At 37.6% G+C, this 26,920-nt stretch carries 25 protein-coding genes; 18 read left to right on the top strand and 7 right to left on the bottom strand.

The window, feature by feature from the left end:
• Nucleotides 1–63 precede the first annotated feature (63 nt).
• The 14 genes from A8B79_RS03635 (at nucleotide 64) to A8B79_RS03570 (ending at nucleotide 9,858) form a co-directional block, all read left to right on the top strand.
• Entirely contained in the window at nucleotides 64–426 is a 363-nt protein-coding gene (locus A8B79_RS03635; RefSeq protein ID WP_066218062.1) for a DUF4260 domain-containing protein, read from the top strand.
• A complete protein-coding gene (locus A8B79_RS03630) occupies nucleotides 423–1,586 on the top strand; it encodes a 3-hydroxyacyl-CoA dehydrogenase NAD-binding domain-containing protein (RefSeq protein WP_066218060.1) in 1,164 nt (387 codons plus the stop codon). Before A8B79_RS03635 ends, A8B79_RS03630 begins: the two co-directional genes overlap by 4 nt.
• Nucleotides 1,587–1,663: 77 nt before the next feature.
• Nucleotides 1,664–2,071, top strand: a complete 408-nt coding sequence (paaI, locus tag A8B79_RS03625; RefSeq protein ID WP_066218058.1) for a hydroxyphenylacetyl-CoA thioesterase PaaI — start codon at nucleotides 1,664–1,666, stop codon at nucleotides 2,069–2,071.
• 51 nt (nucleotides 2,072–2,122) lie between these two features.
• Nucleotides 2,123–2,473: a four helix bundle protein gene (locus tag A8B79_RS03620; protein WP_066218057.1), complete on the top strand. Its 351-nt coding sequence runs from the start codon at nucleotides 2,123–2,125 to the stop codon at nucleotides 2,471–2,473.
• Between the two features lie 41 nt (nucleotides 2,474–2,514).
• Nucleotides 2,515–3,732: a 3-oxoadipyl-CoA thiolase gene (gene pcaF, locus A8B79_RS03615; RefSeq protein WP_066218056.1), complete on the top strand. Its 1,218-nt coding sequence runs from the start codon at nucleotides 2,515–2,517 to the stop codon at nucleotides 3,730–3,732.
• 37 nt (nucleotides 3,733–3,769) lie between these two features.
• A complete protein-coding gene (locus tag A8B79_RS03610) occupies nucleotides 3,770–4,138 on the top strand; it encodes a four helix bundle protein (protein ID WP_066218054.1) in 369 nt (122 codons plus the stop codon).
• A gap of 36 nt (nucleotides 4,139–4,174) precedes the next feature.
• Complete coding sequence (locus tag A8B79_RS03605) at nucleotides 4,175–4,774, top strand: acyltransferase (protein ID WP_066218052.1); 600 nt, start codon at nucleotides 4,175–4,177, stop codon at nucleotides 4,772–4,774.
• An 88-nt stretch (nucleotides 4,775–4,862) separates the two neighbouring features.
• Nucleotides 4,863–5,261 (top strand): hypothetical protein, encoded by a 399-nt coding sequence (locus A8B79_RS03600; protein WP_066218051.1) that lies wholly within the window; start codon nucleotides 4,863–4,865, stop codon nucleotides 5,259–5,261.
• Complete coding sequence (locus A8B79_RS03595; protein WP_066218048.1) at nucleotides 5,262–5,684, top strand: hypothetical protein; 423 nt, start codon at nucleotides 5,262–5,264, stop codon at nucleotides 5,682–5,684.
• Nucleotides 5,684–6,103 (top strand): hypothetical protein, encoded by a 420-nt coding sequence (locus tag A8B79_RS03590; protein WP_066218046.1) that lies wholly within the window; start codon nucleotides 5,684–5,686, stop codon nucleotides 6,101–6,103. Before A8B79_RS03595 ends, A8B79_RS03590 begins: the two co-directional genes overlap by 1 nt.
• Nucleotides 6,103–6,546, top strand: a complete 444-nt coding sequence (locus tag A8B79_RS03585; RefSeq protein WP_066218043.1) for a hypothetical protein — start codon at nucleotides 6,103–6,105, stop codon at nucleotides 6,544–6,546. Before A8B79_RS03590 ends, A8B79_RS03585 begins: the two co-directional genes overlap by 1 nt.
• Nucleotides 6,547–6,582: 36 nt before the next feature.
• The gene (locus tag A8B79_RS03580; protein WP_076782526.1) at nucleotides 6,583–6,945 is read left to right on the top strand and encodes a four helix bundle protein; all 363 of its coding nucleotides are present in this window, start codon (nucleotides 6,583–6,585) and stop codon (nucleotides 6,943–6,945) included.
• Between the two features lie 5 nt (nucleotides 6,946–6,950).
• Nucleotides 6,951–9,026: a phenylacetic acid degradation bifunctional protein PaaZ gene (paaZ, locus tag A8B79_RS03575; protein ID WP_066218040.1), complete on the top strand. Its 2,076-nt coding sequence runs from the start codon at nucleotides 6,951–6,953 to the stop codon at nucleotides 9,024–9,026.
• Nucleotides 9,027–9,093: 67 nt separating this feature from the next.
• Nucleotides 9,094–9,858, top strand: a complete 765-nt coding sequence (locus A8B79_RS03570; RefSeq protein WP_066218038.1) for an enoyl-CoA hydratase/isomerase family protein — start codon at nucleotides 9,094–9,096, stop codon at nucleotides 9,856–9,858.
• Between the two features lie 4 nt (nucleotides 9,859–9,862).
• Here the strand turns inward: A8B79_RS03570 and A8B79_RS03565 are convergent, their stop codons facing one another.
• Nucleotides 9,863–12,853, bottom strand: a complete 2,991-nt coding sequence (locus A8B79_RS03565) for a two-component regulator propeller domain-containing protein (RefSeq protein ID WP_066218037.1) — start codon at nucleotides 12,851–12,853, stop codon at nucleotides 9,863–9,865.
• 165 nt (nucleotides 12,854–13,018) lie between these two features.
• On the opposite strand from A8B79_RS03565, the gene A8B79_RS03560 reads away from it, so the two are divergent.
• Both A8B79_RS03560 and A8B79_RS03555 read left to right on the top strand, forming a co-directional pair.
• Nucleotides 13,019–16,291, top strand: coding sequence for an amidohydrolase family protein (locus A8B79_RS03560; protein WP_066218035.1), 3,273 nt, complete (start codon nucleotides 13,019–13,021; stop codon nucleotides 16,289–16,291).
• A 66-nt stretch (nucleotides 16,292–16,357) separates the two neighbouring features.
• Complete coding sequence (locus A8B79_RS03555; protein ID WP_066218033.1) at nucleotides 16,358–17,098, top strand: DUF3667 domain-containing protein; 741 nt, start codon at nucleotides 16,358–16,360, stop codon at nucleotides 17,096–17,098.
• A gap of 23 nt (nucleotides 17,099–17,121) precedes the next feature.
• Here the strand turns inward: A8B79_RS03555 and A8B79_RS03550 are convergent, their stop codons facing one another.
• From A8B79_RS03550 to hisC, 3 genes are all read right to left on the bottom strand, one after another.
• On the bottom strand, nucleotides 17,122–18,870 hold the full coding sequence (locus A8B79_RS03550) for a sensor histidine kinase (RefSeq protein ID WP_066218031.1): 1,749 nt from the start codon (nucleotides 18,868–18,870) through the stop codon (nucleotides 17,122–17,124).
• A gap of 137 nt (nucleotides 18,871–19,007) precedes the next feature.
• Entirely contained in the window at nucleotides 19,008–21,077 is a 2,070-nt protein-coding gene (locus A8B79_RS03545) for an alpha-ketoacid dehydrogenase subunit alpha/beta (protein ID WP_066218029.1), read from the bottom strand.
• 16 nt (nucleotides 21,078–21,093) lie between these two features.
• Nucleotides 21,094–22,209, bottom strand: a complete 1,116-nt coding sequence (hisC, locus tag A8B79_RS03540) for a histidinol-phosphate transaminase (protein WP_082894051.1) — start codon at nucleotides 22,207–22,209, stop codon at nucleotides 21,094–21,096.
• 138 nt (nucleotides 22,210–22,347) lie between these two features.
• Between hisC and A8B79_RS03535 the strand changes: the two genes are divergently transcribed.
• Both A8B79_RS03535 and A8B79_RS03530 read left to right on the top strand, forming a co-directional pair.
• Nucleotides 22,348–23,040, top strand: coding sequence for an SDR family NAD(P)-dependent oxidoreductase (locus A8B79_RS03535; RefSeq protein ID WP_066218027.1), 693 nt, complete (start codon nucleotides 22,348–22,350; stop codon nucleotides 23,038–23,040).
• 54 nt (nucleotides 23,041–23,094) lie between these two features.
• Nucleotides 23,095–23,760: a hypothetical protein gene (locus A8B79_RS03530; RefSeq protein WP_066218025.1), complete on the top strand. Its 666-nt coding sequence runs from the start codon at nucleotides 23,095–23,097 to the stop codon at nucleotides 23,758–23,760.
• Here A8B79_RS03530 and A8B79_RS03525 read toward each other — a convergent pair.
• The 3 genes from A8B79_RS03525 to A8B79_RS03515 are packed head-to-tail and all read right to left on the bottom strand — an operon-like array spanning nucleotide 23,757 to nucleotide 26,800.
• Nucleotides 23,757–24,617 carry an SGNH/GDSL hydrolase family protein gene (locus A8B79_RS03525; RefSeq protein WP_066218023.1) on the bottom strand — a complete coding sequence of 287 codons (861 nt, stop codon included), beginning with the start codon at nucleotides 24,615–24,617 and terminating at the stop codon, nucleotides 23,757–23,759. The genes A8B79_RS03530 and A8B79_RS03525 overlap by 4 nt on opposite strands.
• Nucleotides 24,610–25,311 (bottom strand): Sir2 family NAD-dependent protein deacetylase, encoded by a 702-nt coding sequence (locus A8B79_RS03520; protein WP_066218021.1) that lies wholly within the window; start codon nucleotides 25,309–25,311, stop codon nucleotides 24,610–24,612. Before A8B79_RS03520 ends, A8B79_RS03525 begins: the two co-directional genes overlap by 8 nt.
• Nucleotides 25,301–26,800, bottom strand: coding sequence for an acyl-CoA dehydrogenase family protein (locus A8B79_RS03515; protein ID WP_066218017.1), 1,500 nt, complete (start codon nucleotides 26,798–26,800; stop codon nucleotides 25,301–25,303). Before A8B79_RS03515 ends, A8B79_RS03520 begins: the two co-directional genes overlap by 11 nt.
• Nucleotides 26,801–26,920 lie beyond the last annotated feature (120 nt).

Raw genomic sequence — 26,920 nt, 5'->3', positions numbered from 1 at the left:
TTCCCCTTAAGATTTGTTATCTTGGAAATGGTCTAACTGACCGTTTAAATTAATTTGTGATAAATGAAATACGTTCTTAAATCAGAGCAACTGGTTCTGTTCTTTCTTACTGTGATTTTCTTCCCTTTTGCTACAAACCTGCCTTGGTACTTTTATGCAGGTTTGTTTTTTGCTCCAGACTTAGCTTTTATAGGATATTCCGTAAACTCAAAAATTGGCGCTATTCTCTATAATATATTACACCATCAGGGAATCTGGATGATAGTTGCTTTGATAGGGTTCTCGACAGGCACTGAATGGCTGTTGGGGCTAGGAATTACATTTGTCGGGCACTCTGCTTTTGACAGAATTTTTGGATATGGATTAAAGTATTTCGATAGTTTTCACAATACGCATCTTGGAATAATTGGTAATAACAAAAAATGACTTTAGATAAAGAAACAGTAGTTGGAATCATAGGCGCAGGTACAATGGGCGCCGGAATCGCACAAATAGCATCCACAAACGGACATGAAGTTTATCTGTATGATGCTTACGCCGAACAGCTTCCAAAAGCTAAATCAGGGTTAGAAAAGATCCTGAACCGTCAGGTTGAAAAAGGGAGAATGTCACAAGAAGAAGTGGATGGAATTCTTTCCCGAATCCATTTTGTAGAAGACATTACAGAATTTGGAAAGTGCGGTTTTGTGATTGAAGCGATCGTGGAAAATATAGATATCAAAAAAGATGCTTTTCAACGTTTAGAGGGAATTGTTTCTAAAGAATGTATTCTTGCTTCCAATACCTCTTCCCTTTCCATTGCTTCGATCTCATCGGCATTAAAAAAGCCGGAACGGTTCTTGGGTGTCCATTTTTTCAATCCTGCTCCGCTAATGAAATTGGTGGAGATCATCCCAAGTGTAGCCACTGATTCTGATCTGGCACAATCAACCAAAGAGTTTATTTCCGGATGGGGAAAGATCACTGTACTGGCAAAAGATACTCCCGGATTTATCGTGAACCGCGTGGCACGACCTTTTTATTCTGAAGCACTCAGGATTTTAGAGGAAGGTGTCGCTGATGTTCCAACCATCGATTGGGCAATGAAAGAGATCGGCGGTTTCAGAATGGGACCTTTCAAACTAATGGATCTTATCGGTCATGATGTAAATTATGAAGTGACATCAAGCGTATTCAAAGAATTTTACTACGACCCAAGGTTCAAACCATCCTTTACTCAAAAACGACTGGTTGAAGCCGGTTGGTTAGGCAGAAAATCAGGTAAAGGATTTTATAATTACGGAGAAGGCGCTAAAAATCCTGATCCAAACACTGACAAAGAATTAGGCGAAGAAATCCTTCATAGAATACTCGTAATGTTGATCAACGAAGCTTTCGATGCCGTATTTATGAATATCGGTTCAGCGGAGGATGTTGATCTTGCAATGCAAAACGGAGTGAATTACCCAAAAGGCTTACTTGCATGGGCGGAAGAGATCGGATTAGAAAATGTACTCGGTAGAATGAATGCGCTTTATGAGGAATATCAGGAAGATCGCTACAGACCTAATCCACTTTTGAAAAGAATGGTAAGAGAAAAGCAGTAATCAGAATTCAGGAGTTCAGAATATGAGTAGAACTCTGCTGAATTCTGAACTCCTGATTACTGACAGCTAACAACAATATGAGCAAAGACTACAAAAATATTATTCAATCCATGATGGAAAAAGATGCCTTTTCACGGTGGATGGAAATTGAGATATTGGAATCAGAACCTGGATATGTGAAATTATCCATGGAGATCCGCCAGGAAATGTGCAATGGATTTGGGATTTGTCATGGCGGAATTACATTCTCTTTAGCTGACAGCGCTCTAGCTTTTGCATCCAACTCCAGAGGATCTGTATCTGTCGCCCTGGAAAATAATATCAACTACACTAAAAAAGTAGAAGTAGGTGATACACTAATTGCCGAAACAGAAGAAATTCAAAACGGAAGAACCATCGGTGTATATAAGATCAAAGTTGTGAATCAGAATGATGATCTTGTGGCCGATTTTAGAGGCACGGTTTATAGGACTGGCAGACATTAGATGTTAGTATTCAGTAGTTAGATTTTAAGTATCGAAAGTAAGAGTATTTTTATGCATCAGTTTAAAGAATTAAAAGTTTGGCAAAAATCTGTAGAATTGGCTACTGAAGTTTATAATTCTACCAAGAATTTTCCACCTGAAGAGAAATTTGGAATAACTTCTCAAATTAGAAGAAGCGTTGTTTCTATAGGCTCAAATATTGCAGAAGGAGCTGGAAGAAAATCAAAAAAAGAATTCAAACTATTTCTAAACTATGCATATGGGTCATGTTCTGAACTCGAAACTCAACTTATCATCTCAAAAAATTTAGGATTTTTAAATCCAGACTCATTGCCTGTTTTATCTGAATCAATTAATGAAATTCAAAAAATGATCTACTCTCTGTCTAACAGTTTGAACTAGGTGATGAAAACTAATTTCTAAATACTCAATACTACCATCTCATGTCCAAAAGCGAAGCTTTTATTATCGACGGAATCAGAACTCCAATTGGAAAGTTGAAAGGCTCTCTCTCTTCTATCAGAGCGGATGATCTTGCAGCGATCCCTATTAAAGAACTTTTGAAGAGAAATCCCGAATTAGATCCGGCTTCAATTGAAGATGTAATCCTGGGTTGTGCAAACCAAGCCGGAGAGGACAACAGAAATGTTGCCCGAATGGCTGCTTTACTTGCAGGACTTCCGGTATCAGTTCCGGGCGAAACCGTGAATCGTTTATGCGCATCAGGAATGAGTGCAACAATTCGTGCTTTTCATGCAATAAAAGCCGGTGAAGGTGATGTTTTCATCACCGGAGGTGTAGAACATATGACTCGTGGACCGATTGTCCTCGGAAAAGGAAGTTCTCCATATTCAGGAACAACTGAAATGCATGATTCTACTTTCGGATGGAGATTTGTAAATCCAAAAATGCATGAAATGCATGGAACAGACGGCATGGGAATGACTGCTGAAAATGTAGTTGAAATGCATAAGATATCCCGGGAAGATCAGGATAAATTTGCGGCATGGAGTCAGCAAAAGGCAGGAACCGCAAGAGATTCAGGTCGTTTGGCTAAAGAAATTGTAAAAGTCGAAATCCCACAAAGAAAAGGCGACCCGATCGTTTTTGAACATGATGAGTTTATGCGTCCGGATACAACTGCTGAAATTCTTGGAAAGCTTAAACCTGCATTTAGAAAAGATGGATCAGTAACTGCAGGAAATGCTTCGGGCTTGAATGATGGAGCCGGAGCTTTATTGATCGCTTCTGGATCTGCTGTTGAGAAATATGGATTTAAACCAAAAGCCAGAATTGTTGCTTCTGCCGTTTCCGGAATAGAACCGAGAATTATGGGACTAGGGCCAGTGGAAGCTTCTCAAAAAGCTTTGAAACGCGCCGGACTTTCCTTAGACGATATGGATATCATTGAGCTGAATGAAGCTTTCGCCGGACAATCTCTTGGAGTAACCAGAAAACTTGGACTGGAAGACAATGATTCAAGACTAAATCCCAACGGTGGCGCAATTGCAATTGGACATCCATTAGGAATGACCGGACAAAGATTACTTCAAACGGCTACCATCGAACTACATGAAAATTCTGATAACAAATACGCACTTTGTACTTTGTGTGTAGGAGTTGGACAGGGATTTGCTGTTGTTTTGGAGAAGGCAAGTTAATTAAGAGATTATGCTATTGAGTTATTGAGTTTCTACCATGTATAAACTATCTGAATTAGAATCTTGGAAATCAGCACGGCAATTACGAATTGCTATTTCTGAATTAGTAAAATCATTTCCAGCTGATGAAAAATTTAGATTGAAGGATCAGATTGTCAGATCTTCAAGATCAATTCCCGCTAATATAGCGGAAGGGTTTGGTCGTTTTCATTATCAAGAAAACATTCAGTTTTGTAGAATAGCGCGCGGCTCACTATATGAAACTCTTGAACATCTAATGTGCGCTAAAGATGAAGGCTATATTACCGCTGAGCAATTTCAAGATTTGAATGATCAAGTTCTTGAATGCCTAAAAATATTAAATGGATATGTTCAGTATCTTAAAAAAGCAAAGAAATCCACTTAATCACTCAATAACTTAATCTCTTAAACACCAAGCCGAATGGCGATCTACGAATACAAAAACTATAAACCTGTAATTCACGAAAGTGCTTACATCCACCCTCTTGCTGCGGTGACAGGAAATGTGATCATCGGCAAGAATGTGTATATCGGTCCCGGGGCAGCAATTCGAGGTGATTGGGGAAAGATCGTAATTAAAGATGGCTGCAATGTTCAAGAAAATTGTACCATTCATATGTTTCCGGGAGTTACAGTTACTCTGGAAGAAGGCTCACATGTTGGGCACGGGGCAATAATTCATGGTTCGCATCTTGGTAAGAACTGTTTGATCGGAATGAATGCTGTAATCATGGATAATGTGAAAATTGGTTCCGGCTGTATTGTAGGTGCTTTGACATTTATCAAAGAAGGAATGGATATTCCGAATCGTAAAGTGGTAGTTGGGAATCCTGCTAAAATAGTGAAAGATGTTTCTGATGAAATGCTGAAATGGAAAACAGAGGGAACCGGTTGGTATCAAAGATTACCAAAGGAGCTACATGAAACTTTGAATGAATGTGAGCCGTTAAGAGAAGTTCCTGAGAATAGAAAAGATCAGGACTCTGACTATGAGACTTGGGGCAAATCGAAAGGCGGTTAATAGTGATTCGTTATTTGGAGAGTCGTTGCTTTACGTTATTTTCTACTCTGTCCATAAAACCAATAACTAATCACCATCAGCAGAACACATGGGATTTTTTAAAAGAAGTAAGAAAAACTTACCCCCTCATAAACTTCATCCTGATGTTTTGCACTGGAGAGAAGGTGATGAGTTAGTATACATGAATGTTGTTCTAAACGGTCCTTTTGAAATTGATATTGATACATACGAAGATAAAAATAAGAAGCACGGTTTTTATAAGAGCCTGTCTTCCGAAGGTTATATTATTATTGAAGAAAAAGAATCAGGAAATCTGAATAAGTATGAGTTCCGAAAGTTTATAAAAACTGCTAAAAATATAAGTTTCCAGAATCGTATAATTTCATTAGAGATTAAAGAATCTAATAATTACATGGAATTAATTGAGTCGTTTCAAAAAGCATATACCGAACTTCAGGAATCAGACAACCCAAAATTATTAGAATAAATGGGATTTTTTAAAAACGAGAAAAAAGGAAAGCCTCCGCATATCTGGTATCCTGATATTTTACATTGGAGAGAAGGCGATTCTATTTATTGCTGGAATGTGATGTCTGCACTTGGTAACAATAAACAATCTTGGGCTGTGGTTCACCGGTATACTCCTGAAGGGGGTGGTTTTGCTAAAGCTCACTTTACATTTGTTGGAGTGAATTCTGAAGGGAAAATTTTTGTGAAAGATGAAAAAGAGAATTTGCTCGAATTCGAATTCTATCGATTTATAAAAAAATCAAAAAATGAGAGCTTGGCTAACAGAATGGTTCAGGATCGCCTAAAAGGAACTGAAAATTATATGGAATTGATGAAAAATTTTCAGAATGCATACGATGAACTTTCCCAATCGGATAAAGCTAAAAAACTGTTGGACTAATGGGATTTTTTAAGAACGATAAAAAAAATAAACCTCCTCACACATGGTATCCTGCGATTTTGCACTGGCAAGAAGGTGATACAATTTACTGCAGAAATATCTCGAGAGCTTTTGGTTATAAAAATGCGAAAACAGAGGATATTCTTAAATATATGAAACCAAATGAGGTGATCGGCAAAGTACGGTTTATATATAAATCAATTAATAAGGACGGGAGTATCTACTTAACTGATCCTGATGATCATCTTGTACAATTTGAATTTTGGAGATTTATTAAAGTATCAACCAATGAAACTCTTAAAAGCAGATTGGTTGAACAAAAACAACAAGACTCAGAAGGTTACATGGAGCTAATGAAAAATTTCCAAAATGCATATAATGAGTTGGAAGAATCTGACAATCCTAAACGTTTGAAATAATGAGTTTTTTCAAGAACGACAAAAAAGGGAAACCACCTCATACTTGGTATCCTGAAATATTACACTGGCGAGAGGGTGATAAGATCTTTTGCTGGAATATTGCAAAGGCATTGGGTTATCTGAATGCCAAATCGAAAGATTTGTACAAGTATATGTCTGCTACTGAACAAATGAGCGGTGGTTTTGGCAAAGCTAATTTTTTCTATAAATCAGTTGATGAAACAGGCAATATCTATCTGGAATATGAAGGTGAAACAGTGCAATTTGAGTTTTGGAGGTTTATTAAGTCGTCTGAAAATGAAAGCTTGAAGTCTCGAAATTTGCAAGATGACGTAAAGAATTCAAAAAAATACATGGAATTGATGTCGACCTTTCAACATGCATTCGATGAACTGCAGGAAGCGGATGATCACCCAAAAAGACTCGGCCAAAAAAACTCGTAACTGGTTACTCGTTTCTTTTAACTTAGAAATATAATAATGAGCTACCGTAATTCAGAGATCTGGCAACTTGCAAAGGAGCAATCAAATAAAATTCATTTTATGAGTTTAAAACTTCCAAGATTTGAGCTTTATGAAACCGGAAGTCAAATAAGAAGATCTTCAAAATCGATGCGCTCGAATATTGTTGAAGGATATGGTAGAAGAAGTTATAAAAGGGAATATATTCGATTCTTAATTTTTGCTCTCGCGTCTAACGATGAGACTAGAGATCATCTTGACTCGCTATATGAAACTCAATCATTAAAGAGCAAAGAACTTTATCTTGAACTGATAGAATTAAATGATAAACTTGGGAAAAAATTGAACCTCTTCATCCAATCGGTAGAAAGAACACAATAATAATTATGGAAACTGATAACCAGAATCAAGAAACGAGTAGCGAGCTAAAAGTACAAAGTTATATTCAAGGAAAGTGGCTATCAAAAGGATCAGAAACTGATCTTATCAGTGCTATTAACGAAAAACCGGTTGCTCAATTAGTCGAAGCTGATATCGATTATCAATCTGCACTGGAATATGGACGAAATGTTGGTGGACCTGCCCTTCGCAAACTCACCATCCACGAGCGTGCCTTTAAAATTAAGTTTCTTGCTGCTTATTTGATGGAAAGGAAGGAAAAACATTACAAACTTTCTTCTCATACCGGAGCTACCCGTAAAGATTCCTGGATAGATATTGAAGGCGGATATGGATCTATGTTTGTACTTTCTAGCAAAGCAAGACGTGAACTTTCCGACCTTCCCTTCCACGTTGAAGGAGGAACTGAACGTCTTTCCAGAGGCGGAACGTTTGTTGGGCAACATATTTGCGTTCCAAAGCATGGAATCGCCATTCATATCAATGCATTCAATTTCCCGGTTTGGGGAATGGTTGAAAAATTAGCGCCGGCAATTATGGCGGGGCAACCTTGTATCATAAAACCTTCACCGGTTGGATCATACTTGGCTTATGAAGTCTTTAAAGATATTATTGAGTCTGAAATCCTTCCTGAAGGAAGTGTACAGTTCATAGCTGCAGATAAACCCGGAGATCTTCTGGATCACCTGAACAGTCAGGATTCTGTTTCTTTTACCGGATCGGCTACTACGGGTAAGAAGTTAAAATCGCATCCCAATATTGTAGCTAATTCTATTCAGTTTAATATGGAAGCCGATTCATTGAACGCTTCTATTCTTGGTCCTGATGTTACTCCTGATATGGAAGAATTCAATCTTTTCATTAAGGAAGTCGGCATGGAAATGACTGTGAAAACAGGTCAAAAATGTACCGCCATTCGTCGGACTATTGTTCCAAGAGAACGACTTGAAGATGTATCCGAAGCATTAAAGAATTTTCTTTCAAAAACAACCATAGGCGATCCTACAGATAAGGATACCAGAATGGGACCTTTGGCTTCCAGTCTTCAATCTCAGAGATTTGATGAACAACTTGCAGTGCTTGAAGACGTGACAGATTCTATTTTTTCTAACGGAACTCATGAAGGTGCTTTCACTAGCCCGAAAATTTTGGTTTGTCATCAACCGATGAAAGTTGATAAAGTACATGAAGTTGAAGCTTTCGGACCAATGACAACCATTATGCCTTATGATTCTACCGAAGAAGCTATTCAGCTTGCCAATAAATCTGATGGTTCTTTAGTGGCTTCTCTTTTTACTGCGGATGATGATATTGCAGCAAAAATAACTTTAGGATGCGCTCCTTATCACGGTCGTTTTATGGTCATCAACAAAGATTCTGCAGGCGAGTCAACGGGACATGGTTCCCCGATGCCACATATGGTTCATGGTGGTCCCGGAAGAGCGGGAGGTGGAGAAGAACTTGGTGGAGCCAGAGCTGTGCTTCACAACATGCAGAGAATAGCTCTACAAGGTTCACCTACTACATTAATGAACATAGTTAAGCAACACATTAAAGGAGCGGAAACAAAGGAAGCGCCTAAGCATCCATTCCAAATGTACTTCGAGGAATTGGAAGTGGGACAGTCTTTGCTTTCTGATGTTCGAAAGGTTAAAGATCAGGATGTTGAGGATTTTGCGAATCTTTCCGGTGATCATTTCTATGCACATACAGATCCTGATGCTGCTTCCCGATCTTTGTTTGGTAAAATTGTTGCTCATGGATATTTTGTGCTTTCCGCAGCAGCCGGACAGTTTGTTCATCCTGATGAAGGGCCTGTATTACTTAATTATGGATTAGAAAATCTGGCTTTTCTGGCTCCTGTTGCTCCCGGAGATACCATCCAAACAAAACTCATTGTAAAGCGAAAAACAGTTCGCCAACAACGGGAAATGGACCTATTCCCTTTTGGAGTAGTGTATTGGGATGTAGAAGTAAAAAATCAGGAAGACGTTTTAGTTGCCGAATATACCATACTAACTTTAGTGAAAAGAAAGAATAAATTAGATATCGATCTTATTTAAAATTTTGAATTTTTAATTCTTAATTTTGAATTGTAAGGTCTAAAATTAAACGAGTCGACAGAAAATTATGTCAAAAGACGGAAACGTAGAACTAGCGATCTCAAACAATATCGGAACCATCGAATTTTCTCATCCAAAAGGGAATTCATTGCCGGGAGCTATACTCAGAAAACTAGCTTCTACAATTGATGAAGCGGGAAAAGATAACGACATAAAAGTCATCGTAATTAAAAGTTCAGGTGAAGGAGCATTTTGTGCCGGGGCTTCTTTTGATGAGTTAATTGCCATTGAAGACTTCGAAACAGGTAAACAATTTTTTATGGGATTTGCCTTGGTCTTAAATGCCATGCGCCAATCACCGAAACTGATCATTGTACGGGTTCATGGAAAAACAGTAGGTGGTGGAGTTGGAATTGCATCGGCCGGAGATTATACCTTTGCCAAAAAAGGAGCGTCTGTAAAACTTAGTGAGTTGGCTTTAGGAATTGGTCCCTTTGTTGTAGGGCCGGCTGTAGAAAGAGCAGTAGGAACTTCCGCATTCTCAACAATGGCCGTGGATGCTACCACTTGGTATGATTCAACATGGGCAACCCAAAAAGGGTTATTTAACAAAGAGTTTGAAACTACTGAACAATTGGATGAAGCTGTTTCAAATTTAGCTGAACAACTTGCTAAAAGTAGCCCGGAAGCGATGAAGGAATTAAAGCAGGTACTTTGGAAGGGCACTGAGAAGTGGGAAGAACTTTTAGACCAAAGAGCGGAAGTAAGCGGACGATTAGTTTTATCGGATTACACTAAAAACTTCATCAAAAAATTTAAATCTAAAAATTAATTAATCAGTTATTGATCGGGATCTTAAAATCAAATACAGCACCTTTGTCATTGGTGATTCTAAATTCAGCTTCCAGTTGAACCACTAACGATTCTATTAAGGTAATGCCCAAAGACGAATTGCTTTTCTTTACGATATCTTCGTCTATCCCCTTTCCGTTGTCACGTACTTGTAAGTACAAAAACTCTTCTTTCGCTTCAAAGCAAATTTCAATTTTGCCTTCATTAACATCCTCAAAAGCATGTTTGAATGCGTTTGTCAAAAGTTCATTTATTATTAAACCACAGGGAATAGCTTGGTCTAACCTGATCATATTTGATCTAACTTTAAGATCAATATCAATAACCTTTCCGCTCACTTGCATTGTTGCAGCAACCCCACTTTTCAACTCATTTAGAAAAACCCCAAAATCGATCTTTCCGAGATTTTTATTTTGATATAGGTTTTCATGAATCTTAGCAATTGCTAAAACCCTGAGTTTGGATTCGTTAAGTGCTTTTTTAGCTTCTTTATTTTTTAACGTCCAACTTTGCATTTCCAACAACCCTGAAATTACGGCCAGGTTATTTTTAACCCGGTGATGTATTTCTTTTATAAGGACTTCCTTTTCTTCCAGCGCTCCTTGAAGTTCCAAAGTTTGCTCATCAACCAATATCTTTAGTTTATTCTTTTCAAGATATGCGACCCTGAATTTTACGATCAAATAAAGAGCTGTTATTAACAATATTAATGATAGAATAATAAACCACCATTGCATCCAATAAGGCTGTTTGATAACAAACTCAAAACTCAGAGGTTTTTTATTCCAGTCCGAAACCGGAGACCTTGCATAAACCTGAAATGTATAATGACCCGGTTCTAAGTTTGTATACAACTTTGTATTATCATCTCCATCCGACATAAATTCTCTATCAAACCCATCTAGTTTATGCTTAAGAGTCACTCTCTGAGGATCTTTAAAGTTTAGTACTCCAAAATCTATTTCAATATTATTTTCATCAAAATTTAACTCAACAGGTCCTTGGTTTGAATTGCTTAGATCAAGCATTTCCCCGTTCACATAAATATCATTGAAAAACAGTTTTGGAGCTTCTTCCTGCTTTAATATCCCTGTAGTTTTGGGAACATTATATTTGACCACTCCATTTTCTGCTGTTCCGAACCATAAATCTCCCTCATCATCGATTAAGCTGGATGATCCATTAAACTCTATTCCTCTTCCATAGCCTTGCAGTGAAAAGTGAATGCTCTTTGTTTTCCCGGAATCATTCCAATCATGTAAATTATAGTAATTCAATCCTGCATTCGTACCTTGCCATAATCCCTCAAGAGAATCAAACTGGATAAATATAGTTTCAGTGAGGTAATTTTTATCTGTTTCAAAAGTTCTGACCAAATATGGATTTTCAGGATTCTTTAATTTGGTAAAAGCTGTAATTCCTTTATTTGTACCAAACCAGATATTTCCCAACTCATCTTCTTTGATCTCATAAACACTAGCTCCTTCTACCCCCTGTTTTTTATTGTAGCGGGTCTGTTTACCATTTTTATATTCCACAACTCCATTTTCAGTACCTAACCAGTATACACCTTCTTTATCTTTGTGAACAACATTCACATATCTATCCCAGTACCCCTTTCCTATTGTAACTAGTGTGTCTACTTTGTCTCCCCAAATAAATAAAAGTCCTTCTTCCCCCGAAAGAACTAACGTGCCGTCTTCTTCTATTAAGATATCAGTGTTATAATGGGGTGTTTCTTCAATCTGAAATTTATAATCTGAATAATTGACCCCATCAAATGTAAACAAACTGCTTTCGTATGAAAGTAAAACAAGCGTACCGCTTTCTAATTCTTCGATTTCCCAGATTTCCTCATTTTTATATTTCTCTGGAAATTCAAAAAAATTAAACATGCCATTCTTAAAGCTCGTTAAGCCTTTATTATTAGCGAACCAAAGTGTTCCATCATTTGCTTTGTGAGTACCGAAAACTTCATTCGCACCATATTCGGAATTAGAATCGAATATTTGAAAGTGCATATCCTTAAAAATAGTAACACCATCTCCATCAGTTGCTACCCAAACTGACCCGTGTTCATCTTTAGCAAAGCGATACACATAATTGCTGCTCAACCCATTTTTTTTGGTAATATGTCTGGATTCCTCTTCTGTATACCAAAATACTCCATTCCTCTCTGTTCCGATCCAAACATGGTCATGTTCATCTTCTATAATATTATATACATAGTTTAATTTCGCACCGGCTAATTCTGAAATATTTTCTGTGGTGAAATCAGGCTTTACAATGGTAACTCCGTTTGTTGAGGCGATCCATTTATTACCGTCACTGGTTTCATAGGTTTGATAAGCTGCAAATCCGTTCAACCCATTTTCTTCCGTGTAGATCATTCTTTGATTCAATTCACTATCTAAAATTGCCAGACCTGCCTGTGTTGAAATCCACAAAAGTCCTGAATCATCAAAATATATATCCCAAACAGTATCTGATGGAAGCGAGGAATTTGAACTATTAAGAGAATCTATTTTATTACTTTCCCTTTCCCAGGAATAAACTCCGGAGTTATTGGTTCCAAACCATAATTTTCCCAGAGGTGACTCTGTAATATAGTTTACATCCTTATCATTCAGGAATGACAAGTCTTCTAAATATACTACAGTGTCTTCCTTAATTAATCCTACTCCCTGTTCTACTGAAGCTACCCAAAAATTACCGAGACTGTCTATGAAAAGATCGGATGTTGTTTCCTCTTTTAGGCCTTGTTCTTCTCCTATGGTGATAAAATTTATACCGTCAGTCCGTACTACACCATAAGCGGTAGCCAGCCATGCAAAACCGATTTCATCAAATTGAATATCATAAATCTGACTTGAAGGCATACCCTCATTTACGGAGTATCGCTTTACATCATACCTCTGTGCTAAACCAACGCTTGTAAATCCCCAAAAAGCTATAATGAATAAATAGTATTTCAATATTCTATATCATTAAATAAAACCGGTCCAATATGCGCATATTTTTTGAGCTTATTAATTAATAATGATTAAGCTAAACTTATACTTTTGTAAAATTGCTTCAATCACTAAAATTTTAAGTATATATACACTATTATCGCTGTAACTATAAATTATTGAAGCTCTATGAACTACTTTTATACGCTACTTTTAGCTCTGCTTTTTTTTACATCAACTATGGCTCAGGATAAATGGGAGGTTTCCAATCCAGATCTGGGTGAATCAACCAATCATACGTTTACAACTTCGGAAGGTACATGGATGAATCTGGATGTAAGCCCTGACGGAAAACATATTGTTTTCGATCTTTTGGGAGATATTTACCTAATGCCTGTTAAAGGAGGCGAAGCAACTCTGCTGAGAGGAGGACATGCCTTTGAAGTCCAGCCAAGATTCAGTCCCAATGGAAAGCATATTTCGTTTACAAGTGATGCTGGTGGTGGAGATAACATTTGGATTATGGATAGAAATGGAGAAAACGCTACTCAGGTAACCAAAGAAAATTTCCGTTTACTTAACAACTCAACATGGATGCCGGATGGAGAGTACATTATTGCTAAAAAACACTTTTCGTCCTCTCGTTCTTTGGGTGCCGGTGAAATCTGGATGTATCATAAATCGGGTGGATCAGGAATTCAATTAGTAGAAAAGAAAAATGAGCAACAGGACATCGGAGAGCCTTCTGTTTCTCCGGATGGAAGATATATTTACTATAGCGAAGACAATTATCCGGGGGGATTTTTCCAATATAATAAAGACCCCAACAGCCAGATCTATGTGATCAGACGGTATGATACTAAAGAAGGTGATATCGAAACGGTAACAGGAGGAAATGGAGGAGCAGCCAGACCACAAATATCTCCCGATGGAAAGCATTTAGCTTTCGTTAGAAGAGTGAGAACTAAAAGTGTTTTATTTTTACGAGATTTAGATACAGGAAGAGAATGGCCTTTATATGAAAGTCTGAGTAAAGACCAACAAGAAGCCTGGGCTATTTTTGGTGTGTATACTAATTTTAACTGGATGCCAAATGGCAAAGAGATCATCATTTGGGCTAATGGAAAGATCAATAAGATAAATGTAGAAACCAGAGAAGCTTCTGTAATACCGTTTGAAGTAGAGTCCAGCCATACTATTTATAATGCAGCCAGATTTAAACAGGAAGTTGCTCCTGATAAATTTACTGTAAAAGCTATCAGAAATGCGGTTACTTCTCCCGATGGAAAAACTCTGGCCTTTAGCGCTGCAGGATATTTATGGACCAAAGCATTGCCAAATGGTACACCAAAACGTCTTACCAGAGCAACTGATTTCGAGTTTGAACCTGCTTTTTCTCCAGATGGAAAGTTACTCGCTTATGTAAGTTGGAGTGACGAAAATATGGGTGCTTTGAATGTTGTTAATCTGCTCACAAAAGATCTCTACAAAAGACCAACTGTACTTACAAAAGATAAAGGAATTTACAGAGAACCTTCTTTCTCTCCGGATGGAAAAACTATTGTATTCAGAAGAGAAAGTGGAAATGGTCAACAAGGGTTTGTTCATACTTTGAATCCCGGAATTTATACCATTTCAACTTCAGGAGGAGATCCAAAAAAGCTTGATGTAAATGGCTCTTTTCCAAGATTCAATTCGACTGGAGAAAGGATCATGTACCAATCCGGAGGATATATTTTCGGAGCAATAAACAAGTCTTACAACAGTGTAGATTTGGATGGAGAAGATCAAAAAACATTATTCACTTCCAGCTATGGCCATGAATTTGTTCCAAGCCCTGATGGAAAATGGATGGCATTTTCAAACTTGTATAAGGTCTATATCGCTCCGATGACCAGTCCGGGAAAAACAATTGAGCTTTCACCAAATACTAAATCCATTCCGGTTTCATTAGTTGCTTCGGAAGGCGGTTACCATATGCATTGGTCTGCAGATAGCAAGAAACTGATGTGGACTTTAGGCGAAGAATATTTCAACGTTGATCTGAAAGACAGTTTCAAATTTGTTGAAGGTGCACCTGATAGTTTGCCCGAGCCACCTAAAACAGGATTGAATATCGGTTTGGAACTAGATACCTATGTTCCCGAAGGAACCATAGCATTTACCAATGCCAGAATTATCACCATGAATGGCGACCAGGTTATTGAAAACGGAACCATTGTTGTTGAAGGAAATAAGATCATAGCTATCGGAGCAGACGTTTCTGTTCCAAATGGTGCAAAAGTAATTGATGCTTCCGGTAAAACTATAATGCCGGGAATTGTTGATGCACATGCTCATTTGGGCAACTTCAGATTAGGATTAAGTCCTCAACAGCAGTGGGAATACTTTGCAAATCTTGCATACGGAGTAACTACTGCTCACGATCCTTCTTCGAATTCTGAAATGGTATTTTCACATTCCGAAGCTATTAAAGCAGGAAATATGATCGGGCCAAGAGTCTTTTCGACCGGTGTAATTCTTTATGGTGCTGACGGGGCCTTTAAAGCCACTGTCAATAATTATGACGACGCACTTTTTGCCTTAAAACGAACCAAGGCTTTTGGCGCTTTTTCTGTTAAGAGTTACAATCAGCCACGAAGAGAACAACGCCAACAGATCATGAAAGCTGCAAAAGAATTGGAAATGATGGTTGTTCCTGAAGGCGGCTCTTTCTTTTTTCATAACATGAGTATGATACTAGATGGACATACCGGGATTGAGCACAACATTCCTGTAGTTCCTCTCTATAAAGACGTAAGGGAATTATGGAGTAACAGTGCTACAGGTTACACGCCAACACACATTGTAAACTACGGAAGTATGAGCGGTGAATATTACTTCTACCAAAAAGACAATGTTTGGGAAAACGAAAAACTGCTCACTTTTACACCAAGAAGCGTTATCGACCCTCGTTCTCGTCACAGAACTATGATTCCGGACGAGGAGTATGAGCATGGTCACATTAAGACTGCGGAATCTTCTAAATTATTAACTGACGCCGGAGTTAAAGTTAATCTTGGAGCACACGGACAACTTCAGGGACTCGGTGCTCACTGGGAACTGTGGATGATGTCTCAAGGTGGAATGACAAATATGGAAGCGCTGAGAGTAGCCACTTTGAACGGAGCACATTACCTCGGACTTGATGATGATATTGGTTCTTTAGAAGTTGGGAAACTGGCTGATCTTATTGTTTTGGAGAAAAATCCTTTAGAGGATATTCGAAACACCAATTCTGTTCAATTCACGATGGTAAATGGTCGTTTATTTGATGCTTCGACTATGAATGAGGTTGGAAACCAAACCAAAGACCGACTACCATTTTGGTGGGAGCGCAATGATTATGGTGATGAATTCGATTGGCATGCCATTTCTCTGGAAGCAGCAGGATTGCAGTGTACTTGTTTTGGAGAACAGTAATTATTTTTTTCATCCTAATTTTAAAAGGCCTCTTTTTTAAGAGGTCTTTTTTTTATTACTTCTCCTATGATAGTGTGTAATAATTGCAGAACTGAATTCGAAGGTAATTTTTGTCCTAACTGTGGCCAAAAACCAAATAGTGGTCGCATTATATTTCGAGAATCTGTTCGGGATGTTTTAGAGCATTACTTCGATTTTGATACACCACTTATCAGAACAATTAGAGGATTAATAACAAATCCCGGTAAACTTATAAGAGAATACATTGCCGGAAGGAGAAAATCTTACTCTCACCCTTTCCGTTACTTCATTTTTGTATTGGCTATTTATCTGATACTTAAGAGTTTTATGGATTTTGATCCAATCCAAATGGTCTCTGATCTAAGAGGTGTGGAACAGATTCCTAGCCCTGATACAACCATAGCAAAAGCATCGAATTATTTTTCGAATCATATCAATGCCTTCTTATTAATCTTTGCTCTGACAATTGCTTTATTCAGCAAGTTATTCAATCTCAAATCTAAGGTTTACTTCGTAGAATATTTAACACTGGGATTTTTCATTATTGGCGAGTACATGTTTTTTTCCATCTTTATCCTTATTGCAAGTACCATCTCTGCTAAATTTTTTCTACTTAACTATTTGGTAGTATTTTTATATCCCGTTTATGTATTAGCGAGTTTTCATTCAGGAAACTTGTTTCTCCGCATTTTAAAATCCCTTCTTATATCTGTTTTAGCCTGGACTACCTATGCGTTTTTAGGATTTACAATTTCCATTTTCATTGTAAAAATATTTGGCTTATGACTTTCAGAGATGCTCTTAAAAGTCTAGCTGTACTCTTTAGAAAATGAAAGTTGAAAAATAGTACCTGAAGTATCTTTTCTGTTATTAAATGAGTAGGAACCTTCAAGCTGCATTGTTAAAGTCTTGATCAAGGTAAAACCGAGTGAATTTGTTTTAGACTTTTCTTTCTCTAATTCTCTCAATCCTTCTCCGTTATCACTCACTTCAATATTTATTTCCCCGTCTTTATCAGTCATCGAAATTAATATCTCCCCTTGCTCGCGCTTGTTAAAAGCATGTTTATATGCATTAACCAAAACTTCGTTGATCAGCAAAGAACAAGGTATTGCTTGATTAACATTTAAAGATACATCTGTGATGCTTGTCCTGACTTTGATCTTTTTGCTACTAAGATTGTAAGTGTTACTAATGGTTTCAACTAAATCCTTGGTGTATTTATCGTAGTCGATGTAGGCTAAGGAATCACTACTGTACAACTTTTCGTGAATCAGAGCAATGGATTTAACTCTAAGCTGACTTTCGGTAAGCATTTTAATTACTTCTTCGCTTTGTGTTTGCATCACCTGTAGTTGAAGCAATCCCGAAACCACCGCTAGATTATTTTTAACCCTGTGATGAATTTCTGCCAACATCACATTCTTTTCGTCTAAGGATTTTTTTATCTGATTTTCAGCATTTTTTAGCTCCGAAATATCACGAACTACGACCACACTTCCCTTCTTTTCACCATCTTCAAATAAACCGGATTCCGAAAACAAAACCGGAACTTTGTTGTCTCTTATTGTCTGCAGTTGATACTCTTGTGCCCTTTTATCTGATGAGGTTTCTTCAGGCACTATTAGCTTAAAAAATGTAGAAATTGGTTTTCCTATCAACTCGCTTTTATCTAATTCCAACATTTCGGCAGCAGCTTCATTGAGGCGTATTACATTTCCTTCATTATTGATCACAAAAATACCTTCATTGATAGATTCCATCACATTATCTAAATAGGTACTTGAAATAGTTTGTTTCTGAAGGTTTTCTGCCATGGTGTTGAAGGCGCTGGCCACTTCTCCAAACTCATCCCTGGTTTTTATTTCTACTCGTTCATCCAGATCTCCTTCACCTACTTTTTTTACGGAAACAGAAAGTGCTTGGAGTGGGTTGATAATTGATCGATATAAATACAGAGCAATTCCGATTCCAATTATCAGAATTATAAAAGTAGCGGAATAATTAATAATTCTTCCTCTACTCAACTTAGTATCCAGATCATTGATCATCATGTCTTGACGGGCAATAGCTAATGATCGTATCTCTTCAAATTTAGGAATGATATTATTTAAAAAATAAGGCGCTATAGATGATAAAAAAAGCACATTTGACTGAGCCCTGGAGTCTTCATCCATATCAAGCCAATCTTTCGATAAGTTTTCATACAATAGTACTCGCCGCTGTAGTTCATACATTTCCTCCAGAAGCATCGGTTTATCTGCAATAATTTTTTCCAGATCTTCTCGTGAGGTGTGGAAAGCTGTTAATCCTTTTTCGAATCCTGCCTTTGCTTGCGATGGTAATGGTAAATCCCGGATATCTTTTATGTTCTCTCTTGATGTTCTGGATTCATGAATCAGGTTCAAATAGATCAGAGTCTGATGCAAACCTACTTCCATCTGATTTGTAAAATCAACAATTGAAGTAGCATCCTTACTCTCTAAAAACTGCTTGTTATTGATCTCTGTATAGTAGAATTCCCATACGAATCCTATCCCAATGAGCAAAACTGCCAACAGTAAAAAACTTGATATTATCTTACGCTCTAAATTCAAGATATAACTTTAACCCGATTTTCCATTTTTGGAATTTATCTAAAGACATGAGCAATAACCATTTCTGAAGGTTATAAAATCCTCATGTAACATTTGGGCTAGTAGTTACTCAAGTACTCTAGTCTTTGTTTAATTTTATCTACGGTAGGTAGCACTGATTCCATCAATCCTACATTATAAGGAACTGGTATATCCGGCATTGTTATTCTTTCAACCGGAGCGTCTAACATATCAAAACCTTCTTTTGAAAGTACAGCAGAAATTTCTGCACCAAAACCGGCTGTCTTATTATCTTCATGTACAATAAGGCATTTATTTGTTTTGGCAAGAGATTTTAAACAAGCTTCTTTATCCCAGGGCATCAAAGTTCTGAGATCCAATACATCTGCAGAAATACCGGTTTCTTCCACAGCTTGCTCACTTCTTTCACACATGGCGCCCCAGGTTATTATGGTTACGTCACTTCCTTCTTTTAAAAGCTTAGCCTTTCCAAAAGGAACGACGAACTCATTTCCGGGATAGGGTTTACGTGCGTATTTTGCGTCTAAGAGGTTTCTGTGCTCAAAGAACATAGTTGGGTTATTTGAGCGCATTGCGCTTCTTAGAAGTCCTACAGCGTCCTGTGCATTACTTGGCATGGCTACTTGCCATCCAATCGCGTGAGTAAAGAAAACTTCGTTACTCATACTGTGCCAAGGATCACCACATTTTGCAAAGCCTCCGGGCATTCTAACCACAATAGGAGCTGCGAAGCGGTTAGCGGTTCTCCATCTGGTAGTTCCGCAATTGTTCAACTGTTCAGTAGCAGGATCTGCATATTTTCTGAACTGAATTTCCGCAACAGGCATCAATCCTGCATATGCCATACCAACCGAACGACCTATAATTCCTTCTTCTGATAAACTGGTATCGAAAACACGATCTTCACCAAATTTTGACTGAAGATCCATCGTTGCAGCATGAACTCCACCTTTCAATCCAACATCTTCACCAAAAACCAGAAGTTTTTTGTTTGTTTCCAGTTCGTAGGCTAATGTTCTACGAATGGCTTCCACAATATTGATCCGCTGCTTTTCGGGAGTCGGCGTTTCGGTTTCTTCCGGGAATTTATGTCCTTCAACTGCTAAACCTCCGATGGTTTGCAGTTCTTCAGCAAATGCGTGTTTTTCTGTAGTTGACGTATCCGGCTCAGGACGAGCTAGTGCTGCTTCAGCTGTTTCTTCAATAGTTTCTTTAGCTTTTTTCTCCAGATTATTCCAAACTCTTTCCGTTAAAGTATCAGGAACCAGGTATTTTTTCAGAGTATCTAACGGATCGTTCTGCTTTTCCTTCTCAACTAATTCTTCGGGCTTATATGCCTGATTATCCTGATAAGAATGACCATTTAATCTTGGAACTTTTAATCGGATCATGGTTGGTCCCTTTCGATCCCTGACTGATTTCACTGCTTCTTCCATAAGTTCAGCAGCTTCTTCAGGGTCTGTTCCATCTCCTTCTATAATTCTGAGGTTTTTGAAAGATTGGAGGTTATCAGTAATAACTCCACCCGGTGTTTGAAATTCACTGGTCACAGAAATTCCATACCCATTATCCTCAATATAAAATAACACCGGAAGATTCTGAGTTGTAGCAATTGTTAAAGCGGACCAAAAACCATTAGTGGCGACCGAACCATCTCCACCCAGAATTACGGCAATAGCTCCTTCATATTTCTTCTCTTTTAAAACTTTCCTTCTATACTCAATTGCCTGAGCCCAACCAATTGCCGGAGTATATTGGGAACCTACATCGCCTGCCATCGGTAATACTTTTACGGAATCTTCATCCGGTTTATTACACACCACTCCAATATCTCTTCCATCACTATAACTACCGGATTTACCCATTGGCGCAGCCATTGCATCCTCAAGATCTAATCCTAAAGAAAGCAACAATGGACGGGATCGATAGTAAGCGCTCGCGGCGTCATTGTTATTGGTTAATAGCTTGCCCAGAAGAATTTGTCCAAGTTCATGACCACGAGCCGAGAATTGGTATAGTACTTTTTTATTAGGCACCAGATCCGTTTCTTCTTTCTCATCCATTGCCCTTGATGTAAGCATTAAACGAGCAACATCACGCCAATCTACTTTAGAATTACCTTTGCCTTTTTTCTTTTTAGTAGCCATGTAACTTTTTAAATTCTTAACTATTAGTCATTACTTTTTTGAAACACTCTTCAAAGTGATCCATTTCTTCTTCAATTCCAATGGTGATTCTTACACAAGCCGGTAAACCGAATGCATTTATTCTCCTGAGGATCACTCCTAGTTCAAGCATTTTCTGAGTAAAACTTATCGCTTCTTCTTCTGTAGGCAGAATCATCATTACAGAATTAGAGATCGACTTTTTGTAACTCACATTATGTTCATCAAAAAATCTATATAACCTTTCTTTACCATCATTTACAACTTTAATACTCTTATTTAAGAACTCATCATCCTTATATGCCGCTAATGCTGCCGCCTGCGCAAGAGTAGTTGGTTCAAATGTAAGTTTTGTTTTCAACAAGTTATTGATGATCTCTTCTTTGGCAATACCATAACCAACTCTGAATCCGGCAAGTCCGTAAGCTTTCGAAAAAGTTCTTAATACGATCACGTTATCGTTATCATATTCTAAAGCTTTAGGATAATCTTCCACACTTTCAGCAAATTCATAGTAAGCTTCATCCGCTACTATCAAAATATGCTCCGGAACTTGCTCCAGCAACCATTCATATTCCTTCTTGTTGATATATGTACCGGTTGGATTATTCGGATTGGCTAAATAGATCATTTTTGTTTGATCATCAATAGCGTTTACCATTGCCTTTACATCAAAACGATAGTCATCCGTTAACGGAATTTTCTTTAAATGAATACCTCTTACTCCGGCTTGGACAAAAAATCCTACAAAGGTAGCATTTGCTGTTATCGCATTTTGCTTGTTCAGAAAGAACGTTCTGCATAACATAGATAGCAGACTTTCTGAGCCTGATGTCAAAATAACTTCTGACTCTTTAACCCCATTTTTCTGAGCAATTGCAGCTCGTAATTTTCTGGCAATTGGATCAGGGTAATCCTGAATTTCTTTGAATGCTTCTAAAATCGCTGATTCTACTTTGGGACTACATCCCAATCTGTTTTCATTGGAAGCAAGCTTAGCTATTTTAGCAGGATTATATGCTTCTTTTACTTCAGCGATAGTTTTTCCCGCTATATACCTGTTTAACTGTTCAATATTTTTTGGTACCAGCGGATGCGATGTATTCTCGCTCATGAAGTCTTTTTAATTCGAATTATAAGGGTCTCAAAGATATTGAGAAAAAGCGCTTTTTCTAAACCCTTTTAACATAAAAAAGTAAATGTTTTGTATGCAAACAGCATTCCTTAACTTTAAGAAATAAAAAAATCATACATGAAAACGATCGTACTTACCGGTGCCAGTAAAGGTATTGGATATCAAACAGCATTAAAGCTTCTTGAATCAGAATGTCAAGTAATTGCCGTTGCCCGGTCTACAGAAAAACTCCAAGAACTCGAGTTAGAGACTTCTTCATCTCTATTAAAAATTATATCTGCAGACTTAACTAAAAGTGATGATATACAGAAAATACTGGAGTGCGTGTCTGACACAAATGGAATTGACGGTCTGGTAAATAATGCCGGAGCACTTGTAAACAAACCTTTTTCAGAAACTACGGCAGATGAGTGGGAGTATATTTTCGATGTTAATTTATTTGCTCCTGTAAACCTCATTCAATCCCTGAAACCCTATCTGAATAAAGGATCTCACATAGTAAATATTGGGAGTATGGGTGGATTTCAGGGAAGTGATAAATTTCCCGGTTTAGCTGCCTATTCATCAGCAAAAGGAGCTTTAGGTATCTTATCTGAATGTTTAAGTACCGAATTTTCATCTGATGAAATCTCGGTTAATTGTTTATGTTTAGGAGCAGTGCAAACCAGTATGCTCGAAGAAGCCTTCCCCGGTTATCAAGCCCCTGTTCAGGCAAATGAAATGGGCTCATATATTTCCGACTTTGTATTACATGGACATAAATTCATGAATGGAAAAATTATACCGGTTGCATTAAATAATCCTGAATAGCTTTGGAATAGCATCTCAAGAATCATTAAATTTGCTCAACTAAATATCTACAGAATGAAAAAGCCCTTTATATTTTTTGCAGCAATTCTCTTGTGTCTTTGTACCGGAATCACATCCTCTAAAGCTCAAACTGTAGAACTGTTGGCAGGTAACACATTAAATGGTGCGGTTCAAGGAACATTACTTGGTGGTGCAACAATGGCTCTTACAAATTCCGACGATTTTGCTAATCTCAGAGTTGGAGTAGGACTTGGAACACTTTATGGAATTGGGATGGGAGGTTTTGACATCACAAAAGGTGAGGGACAAGAAGTATTGGTTTCCGGTCTTTTTAATGATGGAAATAACAGCAGTATTATTGTTTTACTGGATACTTTTTATGGTGCTGCGCTCGGATCAATAGTTGTGGTAGCTGTAACTCTTGTCGCAAATGAACCCATTGTTTCCGGCTTGCAATATGGAGCAGGTATTGGGGCTTGGGCAGGTTTTGGCTTTGGAATATTTGATACGTTCGTTTTAGCTGAACGTACATATGCTCCACTTGCTGCAGCAAACGTAAACCAAAATGCCAGTGGATTAATCGGAATGAATTTCGAAGATAAATCGAGCTTTGGTTTCTTAAATCCAACCCTTATTCAAACAACTCAATTAACAAGAACGGATATAAGCTCTTCCATTAAACCCGCTGTTGAAGTTGTGAATTTCAGACTGAATTTTTAGTCGGTTGACACATTGGATTCTGACAGTTTTTTAATAACCAGCCGAGCAGTGTTCATGTGTCCGGTAAGTGAGTGATGCAAACCATCAGCAACATAGTTCCAGGCTTCAGGTCCTTCTTTTCCCATTCGGCTTCCTAAAGAGTCAATAATTACTCCGTCTTTACCGGCAACCAATTGCCTTACTTGCTGCAGATCCTCTTCTTCAATTGTGTATTGATATAAAGGGTTTTCTGAAAGTAATTCTAAAATTACTGGTGTTGGCGTAATCCAAATAACCGGATTGGAAACATATTCGCCCACAATATTTTGAATGGACTCCAGATTTTCCCAGGTTACGGATAATGGGGTTATAGTTCGGTCCGGAACAATATTCAATCTTTGGGCATCATAAGTTCCTAAAGCAACAAATACCCAATCCGGCTCATTGATAAGAACATCTCTGTCCAACCTTTTTAAAGCCTCTGAAGATGTTTCTTCTCCGATGGCAGCATTGATAAAAGTAAAGTCTGCTTTTTCAACAGATAGTTCTAAAACTTGTTTTAAGATTTCGAACCAACCCTGCCCATCTTCAGTTATTGAGTCACCTAAAACGGCGATTGTTTCAGAGCCATCAAGAGGTAAGGAATCAAGACAATCGATGATTTCATCTTCTTTTAGCAACTCAAGTGCCGCTTGCTTTGCATTCTGAGTTATATTTTCTCTATAGCTTTTTAATTCTTCTTCTGAAATGCCTAACAATAAAGCTTCAGCCTTTTTATCTGCTTTTCCCGGAAGTAAGGGAAATCTCTTTTCAAGATGAAAAAATGGAATAGTAAACTGCTCTAGTATTGCTTTAATTTCTTCTGAGGTCTTAGCCATGATCTTTCTCTAATTCTGTAATTAATTTTTCTATTCCTGAAGTAGCGGGTTCTTTTATATGTCTCCATCCATCAAATGAATAGAGTTCAGGAGCTGATGGATCTATAATATATTTCTTACAATAGTCAGGAGCATAATCAATTAAACTCGCTGCCGGATATACGACCAATGATGTTCCTATCACAACCAAAATATCAGCTTCTTCAACTATAAGTGCTGCTTTTTCAAGCATAGGAACCATTTCTCCAAACCAAACAACATGAGGTCTTAATTGCTTTCCATCAGATCCAACATCTCCTAAGTGAATTGGGTTTGTTCCAATTTCAACAATCAAGTTTTCGTTATCTACACTTCTGGCTTTGGTTAACTCACCATGCAAATGAAGAATCTTACTTGATCCTGCTCTCTCATGTAAGTCATCTACATTTTGTGTAATAATTTCTACATCAAATAAAGACTCTAAGCCAACAAGTTTTAGGTGTGCCTTATTTGGCAGTGCTTTACCAGTTTGCTCTCTTCTCAGATTATAAAAGTCTAAAACCTGTTCCGGGTTTCTGTACCAACCTTCAGGTGTAGCTACTTCATTTATGTTGTAACCTTCCCATAAACCACCTGAATCTCTGAAAGTTGACAACCCACTTTCAGCACTTATACCCGAACCGGATAGAACAATTAGTTTCTTTTTATTCGGCATGTACCGTTTGGAGGTTAAACCAAGAACTTTCGATTTGATAGTCTTCAACAACAGAAGCCTCTCCCCCATGTTTGAATAAACACATGATCGAATTCACTTCATCTTGTAAGGTCTTTACAGCATTATCAACTAATTCCTTGTTGAAACCTTGCTCACCTAAATTGATTGTGAACTCCATAGAAATAATTCTTCCGAGTGCTTTACCAAGATCAACCAATTTACGCTGAGGCATTTTGGTATCTATTTCAAAATTTAGAGCATCCTTAAAATAGTCAGAAGATTTTATCGTAAGATCGAACTCACTTAGAAAATCATATAGATTAGAACTTTTAACTCTTCTCATCATCTTCATTACAGACTCTGATATCTGTTGATATAAAATATCATTTGAGCCTTCAAAAATTTGAAATGGCCGACTGTCAACAACAGACCTTCCTGCGATATGATCAAGTCTGTAACCTTTAGCTCCTGTTAACTGAAGAAGTGATTGCGAAGCTCTTTGCATAAAATCTGTCACAACAGACTTTATAGAATTTGCCTCCAGGTCCATTTTAGACGTATTTCTTTCTAAAGGGACTGTGCTGCCTGTAAAATTACACATAGCAGAACACACCGTAAAATAAGCTTGTAACTCAGACAACCTGCTTTTTACCTGATCGTAATTAAACAAGCTTTGACCACCAACAAAACGTTCCTTACAATGATCTATGGCTTCATCAAGCATTCTTCTCAAAAAGCCCATTCCCATTCCCGGAAATTGAAGTCTGCTTCTGTGAAGAAGATCTAACATCATCGTAATACCGGTACTTGATGGCTCTAGTTTGTGAGATTCATCAACCTGAATGTTGATTTTGTTCTTCCCATAAGGAAGCATATACAATCCTAAATTGTTATAATACTCTTGTACTTCGATACCGCCATTTCTTGTATCATGAATAAAGAAAGAGATATCTCTGGTTAAATTACCATTCTTATCTTTGCCTCTGGCAGTCATGAGCCAGTAATCAGCCATGCCTGTTAAACCTGCCCAGTGCTTCAATCCTTCAATCTTATACTTTCCATCAACCTTTGTGAATGAAGTTTGCATTTTGAGAGCATCTGAACCGTAATCCGGTTCTGTGATCATTAAACCTCCCATTCTTCTGTCATGCATAACACGGTCGTAGATACCGGTTTTCGCTTCCTCTGAACCATAGTTTGCAACCGGTTGAAGAAAAAGAGCACCATTAATTCCCATCATTAAAGAAAGAGGTAGAGATTCATAAGAACTCGCTTCAAGCATAGAAAGAGCTTCTGATGTGTGTCCACCGAACCCGTCATATTTAGAAGGAATAAACGCCCCTAGTGGAGCTAATTCCATAATTTGATTAAAAGTAGCAGGCTTTATACCCCGAACCAAACTATCTTCATGCTTCTCTTCTTCCGTTGAAAAAACATCTGCCAATCTCTGTTTGTATTCTTTTATAAATTCTTGAAAATTGAAATTCATTCTATCAGTTTTATCATTTCTACAAAATAGTAGCTATTAAATATACGATTATTTAACGGGTTTTACTGCCTCTTTAACATAAAAAAAACCCGATTCTTATTAAGAATCGGGTTTTAGTAA

The sequence above is a fragment of the Balneola sp. EhC07 genome, from assembly GCF_001650905.1.
GTDB lineage: Bacteria > Bacteroidota > Rhodothermia > Balneolales > Balneolaceae > Balneola.
Note: the sequence above shows the minus strand (reverse complement) of the source record. Positions and strands in the feature narration are given on the sequence as shown.

Excerpts from the sequence above, each read along its gene's own strand:
- A8B79_RS03635 (WP_066218062.1), top strand. The coding sequence starts at position 64 with ATGAAATACGTTCTTAAATCAGAGCAACTGGTTCTGTTCTTTCTTACT.
- A8B79_RS03630 (WP_066218060.1), top strand. The coding sequence starts at position 423 with ATGACTTTAGATAAAGAAACAGTAGTTGGAATCATAGGCGCAGGTACA.
- paaI (WP_066218058.1), top strand. The coding sequence starts at position 1,664 with ATGAGCAAAGACTACAAAAATATTATTCAATCCATGATGGAAAAAGAT.
- A8B79_RS03620 (WP_066218057.1), top strand. The coding sequence starts at position 2,123 with ATGCATCAGTTTAAAGAATTAAAAGTTTGGCAAAAATCTGTAGAATTG.
- pcaF (WP_066218056.1), top strand. The coding sequence starts at position 2,515 with ATGTCCAAAAGCGAAGCTTTTATTATCGACGGAATCAGAACTCCAATT.
- A8B79_RS03610 (WP_066218054.1), top strand. The coding sequence starts at position 3,770 with ATGTATAAACTATCTGAATTAGAATCTTGGAAATCAGCACGGCAATTA.
- A8B79_RS03605 (WP_066218052.1), top strand. The coding sequence starts at position 4,175 with ATGGCGATCTACGAATACAAAAACTATAAACCTGTAATTCACGAAAGT.
- A8B79_RS03600 (WP_066218051.1), top strand. The coding sequence starts at position 4,863 with ATGGGATTTTTTAAAAGAAGTAAGAAAAACTTACCCCCTCATAAACTT.
- A8B79_RS03595 (WP_066218048.1), top strand. The coding sequence starts at position 5,262 with ATGGGATTTTTTAAAAACGAGAAAAAAGGAAAGCCTCCGCATATCTGG.
- A8B79_RS03590 (WP_066218046.1), top strand. The coding sequence starts at position 5,684 with ATGGGATTTTTTAAGAACGATAAAAAAAATAAACCTCCTCACACATGG.
- A8B79_RS03585 (WP_066218043.1), top strand. The coding sequence starts at position 6,103 with ATGAGTTTTTTCAAGAACGACAAAAAAGGGAAACCACCTCATACTTGG.
- A8B79_RS03580 (WP_076782526.1), top strand. The coding sequence starts at position 6,583 with ATGAGCTACCGTAATTCAGAGATCTGGCAACTTGCAAAGGAGCAATCA.
- paaZ (WP_066218040.1), top strand. The coding sequence starts at position 6,951 with ATGGAAACTGATAACCAGAATCAAGAAACGAGTAGCGAGCTAAAAGTA.
- A8B79_RS03570 (WP_066218038.1), top strand. The coding sequence starts at position 9,094 with ATGTCAAAAGACGGAAACGTAGAACTAGCGATCTCAAACAATATCGGA.
- A8B79_RS03560 (WP_066218035.1), top strand. The coding sequence starts at position 13,019 with ATGAACTACTTTTATACGCTACTTTTAGCTCTGCTTTTTTTTACATCA.
- A8B79_RS03555 (WP_066218033.1), top strand. The coding sequence starts at position 16,358 with ATGATAGTGTGTAATAATTGCAGAACTGAATTCGAAGGTAATTTTTGT.
- A8B79_RS03545 (WP_066218029.1), bottom strand. The coding sequence starts at position 21,077 with ATGGCTACTAAAAAGAAAAAAGGCAAAGGTAATTCTAAAGTAGATTGG.
- hisC (WP_082894051.1), bottom strand. The coding sequence starts at position 22,209 with ATGAGCGAGAATACATCGCATCCGCTGGTACCAAAAAATATTGAACAG.
- A8B79_RS03535 (WP_066218027.1), top strand. The coding sequence starts at position 22,348 with ATGAAAACGATCGTACTTACCGGTGCCAGTAAAGGTATTGGATATCAA.
- A8B79_RS03530 (WP_066218025.1), top strand. The coding sequence starts at position 23,095 with ATGAAAAAGCCCTTTATATTTTTTGCAGCAATTCTCTTGTGTCTTTGT.
- A8B79_RS03525 (WP_066218023.1), bottom strand. The coding sequence starts at position 24,617 with ATGGCTAAGACCTCAGAAGAAATTAAAGCAATACTAGAGCAGTTTACT.
- A8B79_RS03520 (WP_066218021.1), bottom strand. The coding sequence starts at position 25,311 with ATGCCGAATAAAAAGAAACTAATTGTTCTATCCGGTTCGGGTATAAGT.
- A8B79_RS03515 (WP_066218017.1), bottom strand. The coding sequence starts at position 26,800 with ATGAATTTCAATTTTCAAGAATTTATAAAAGAATACAAACAGAGATTG.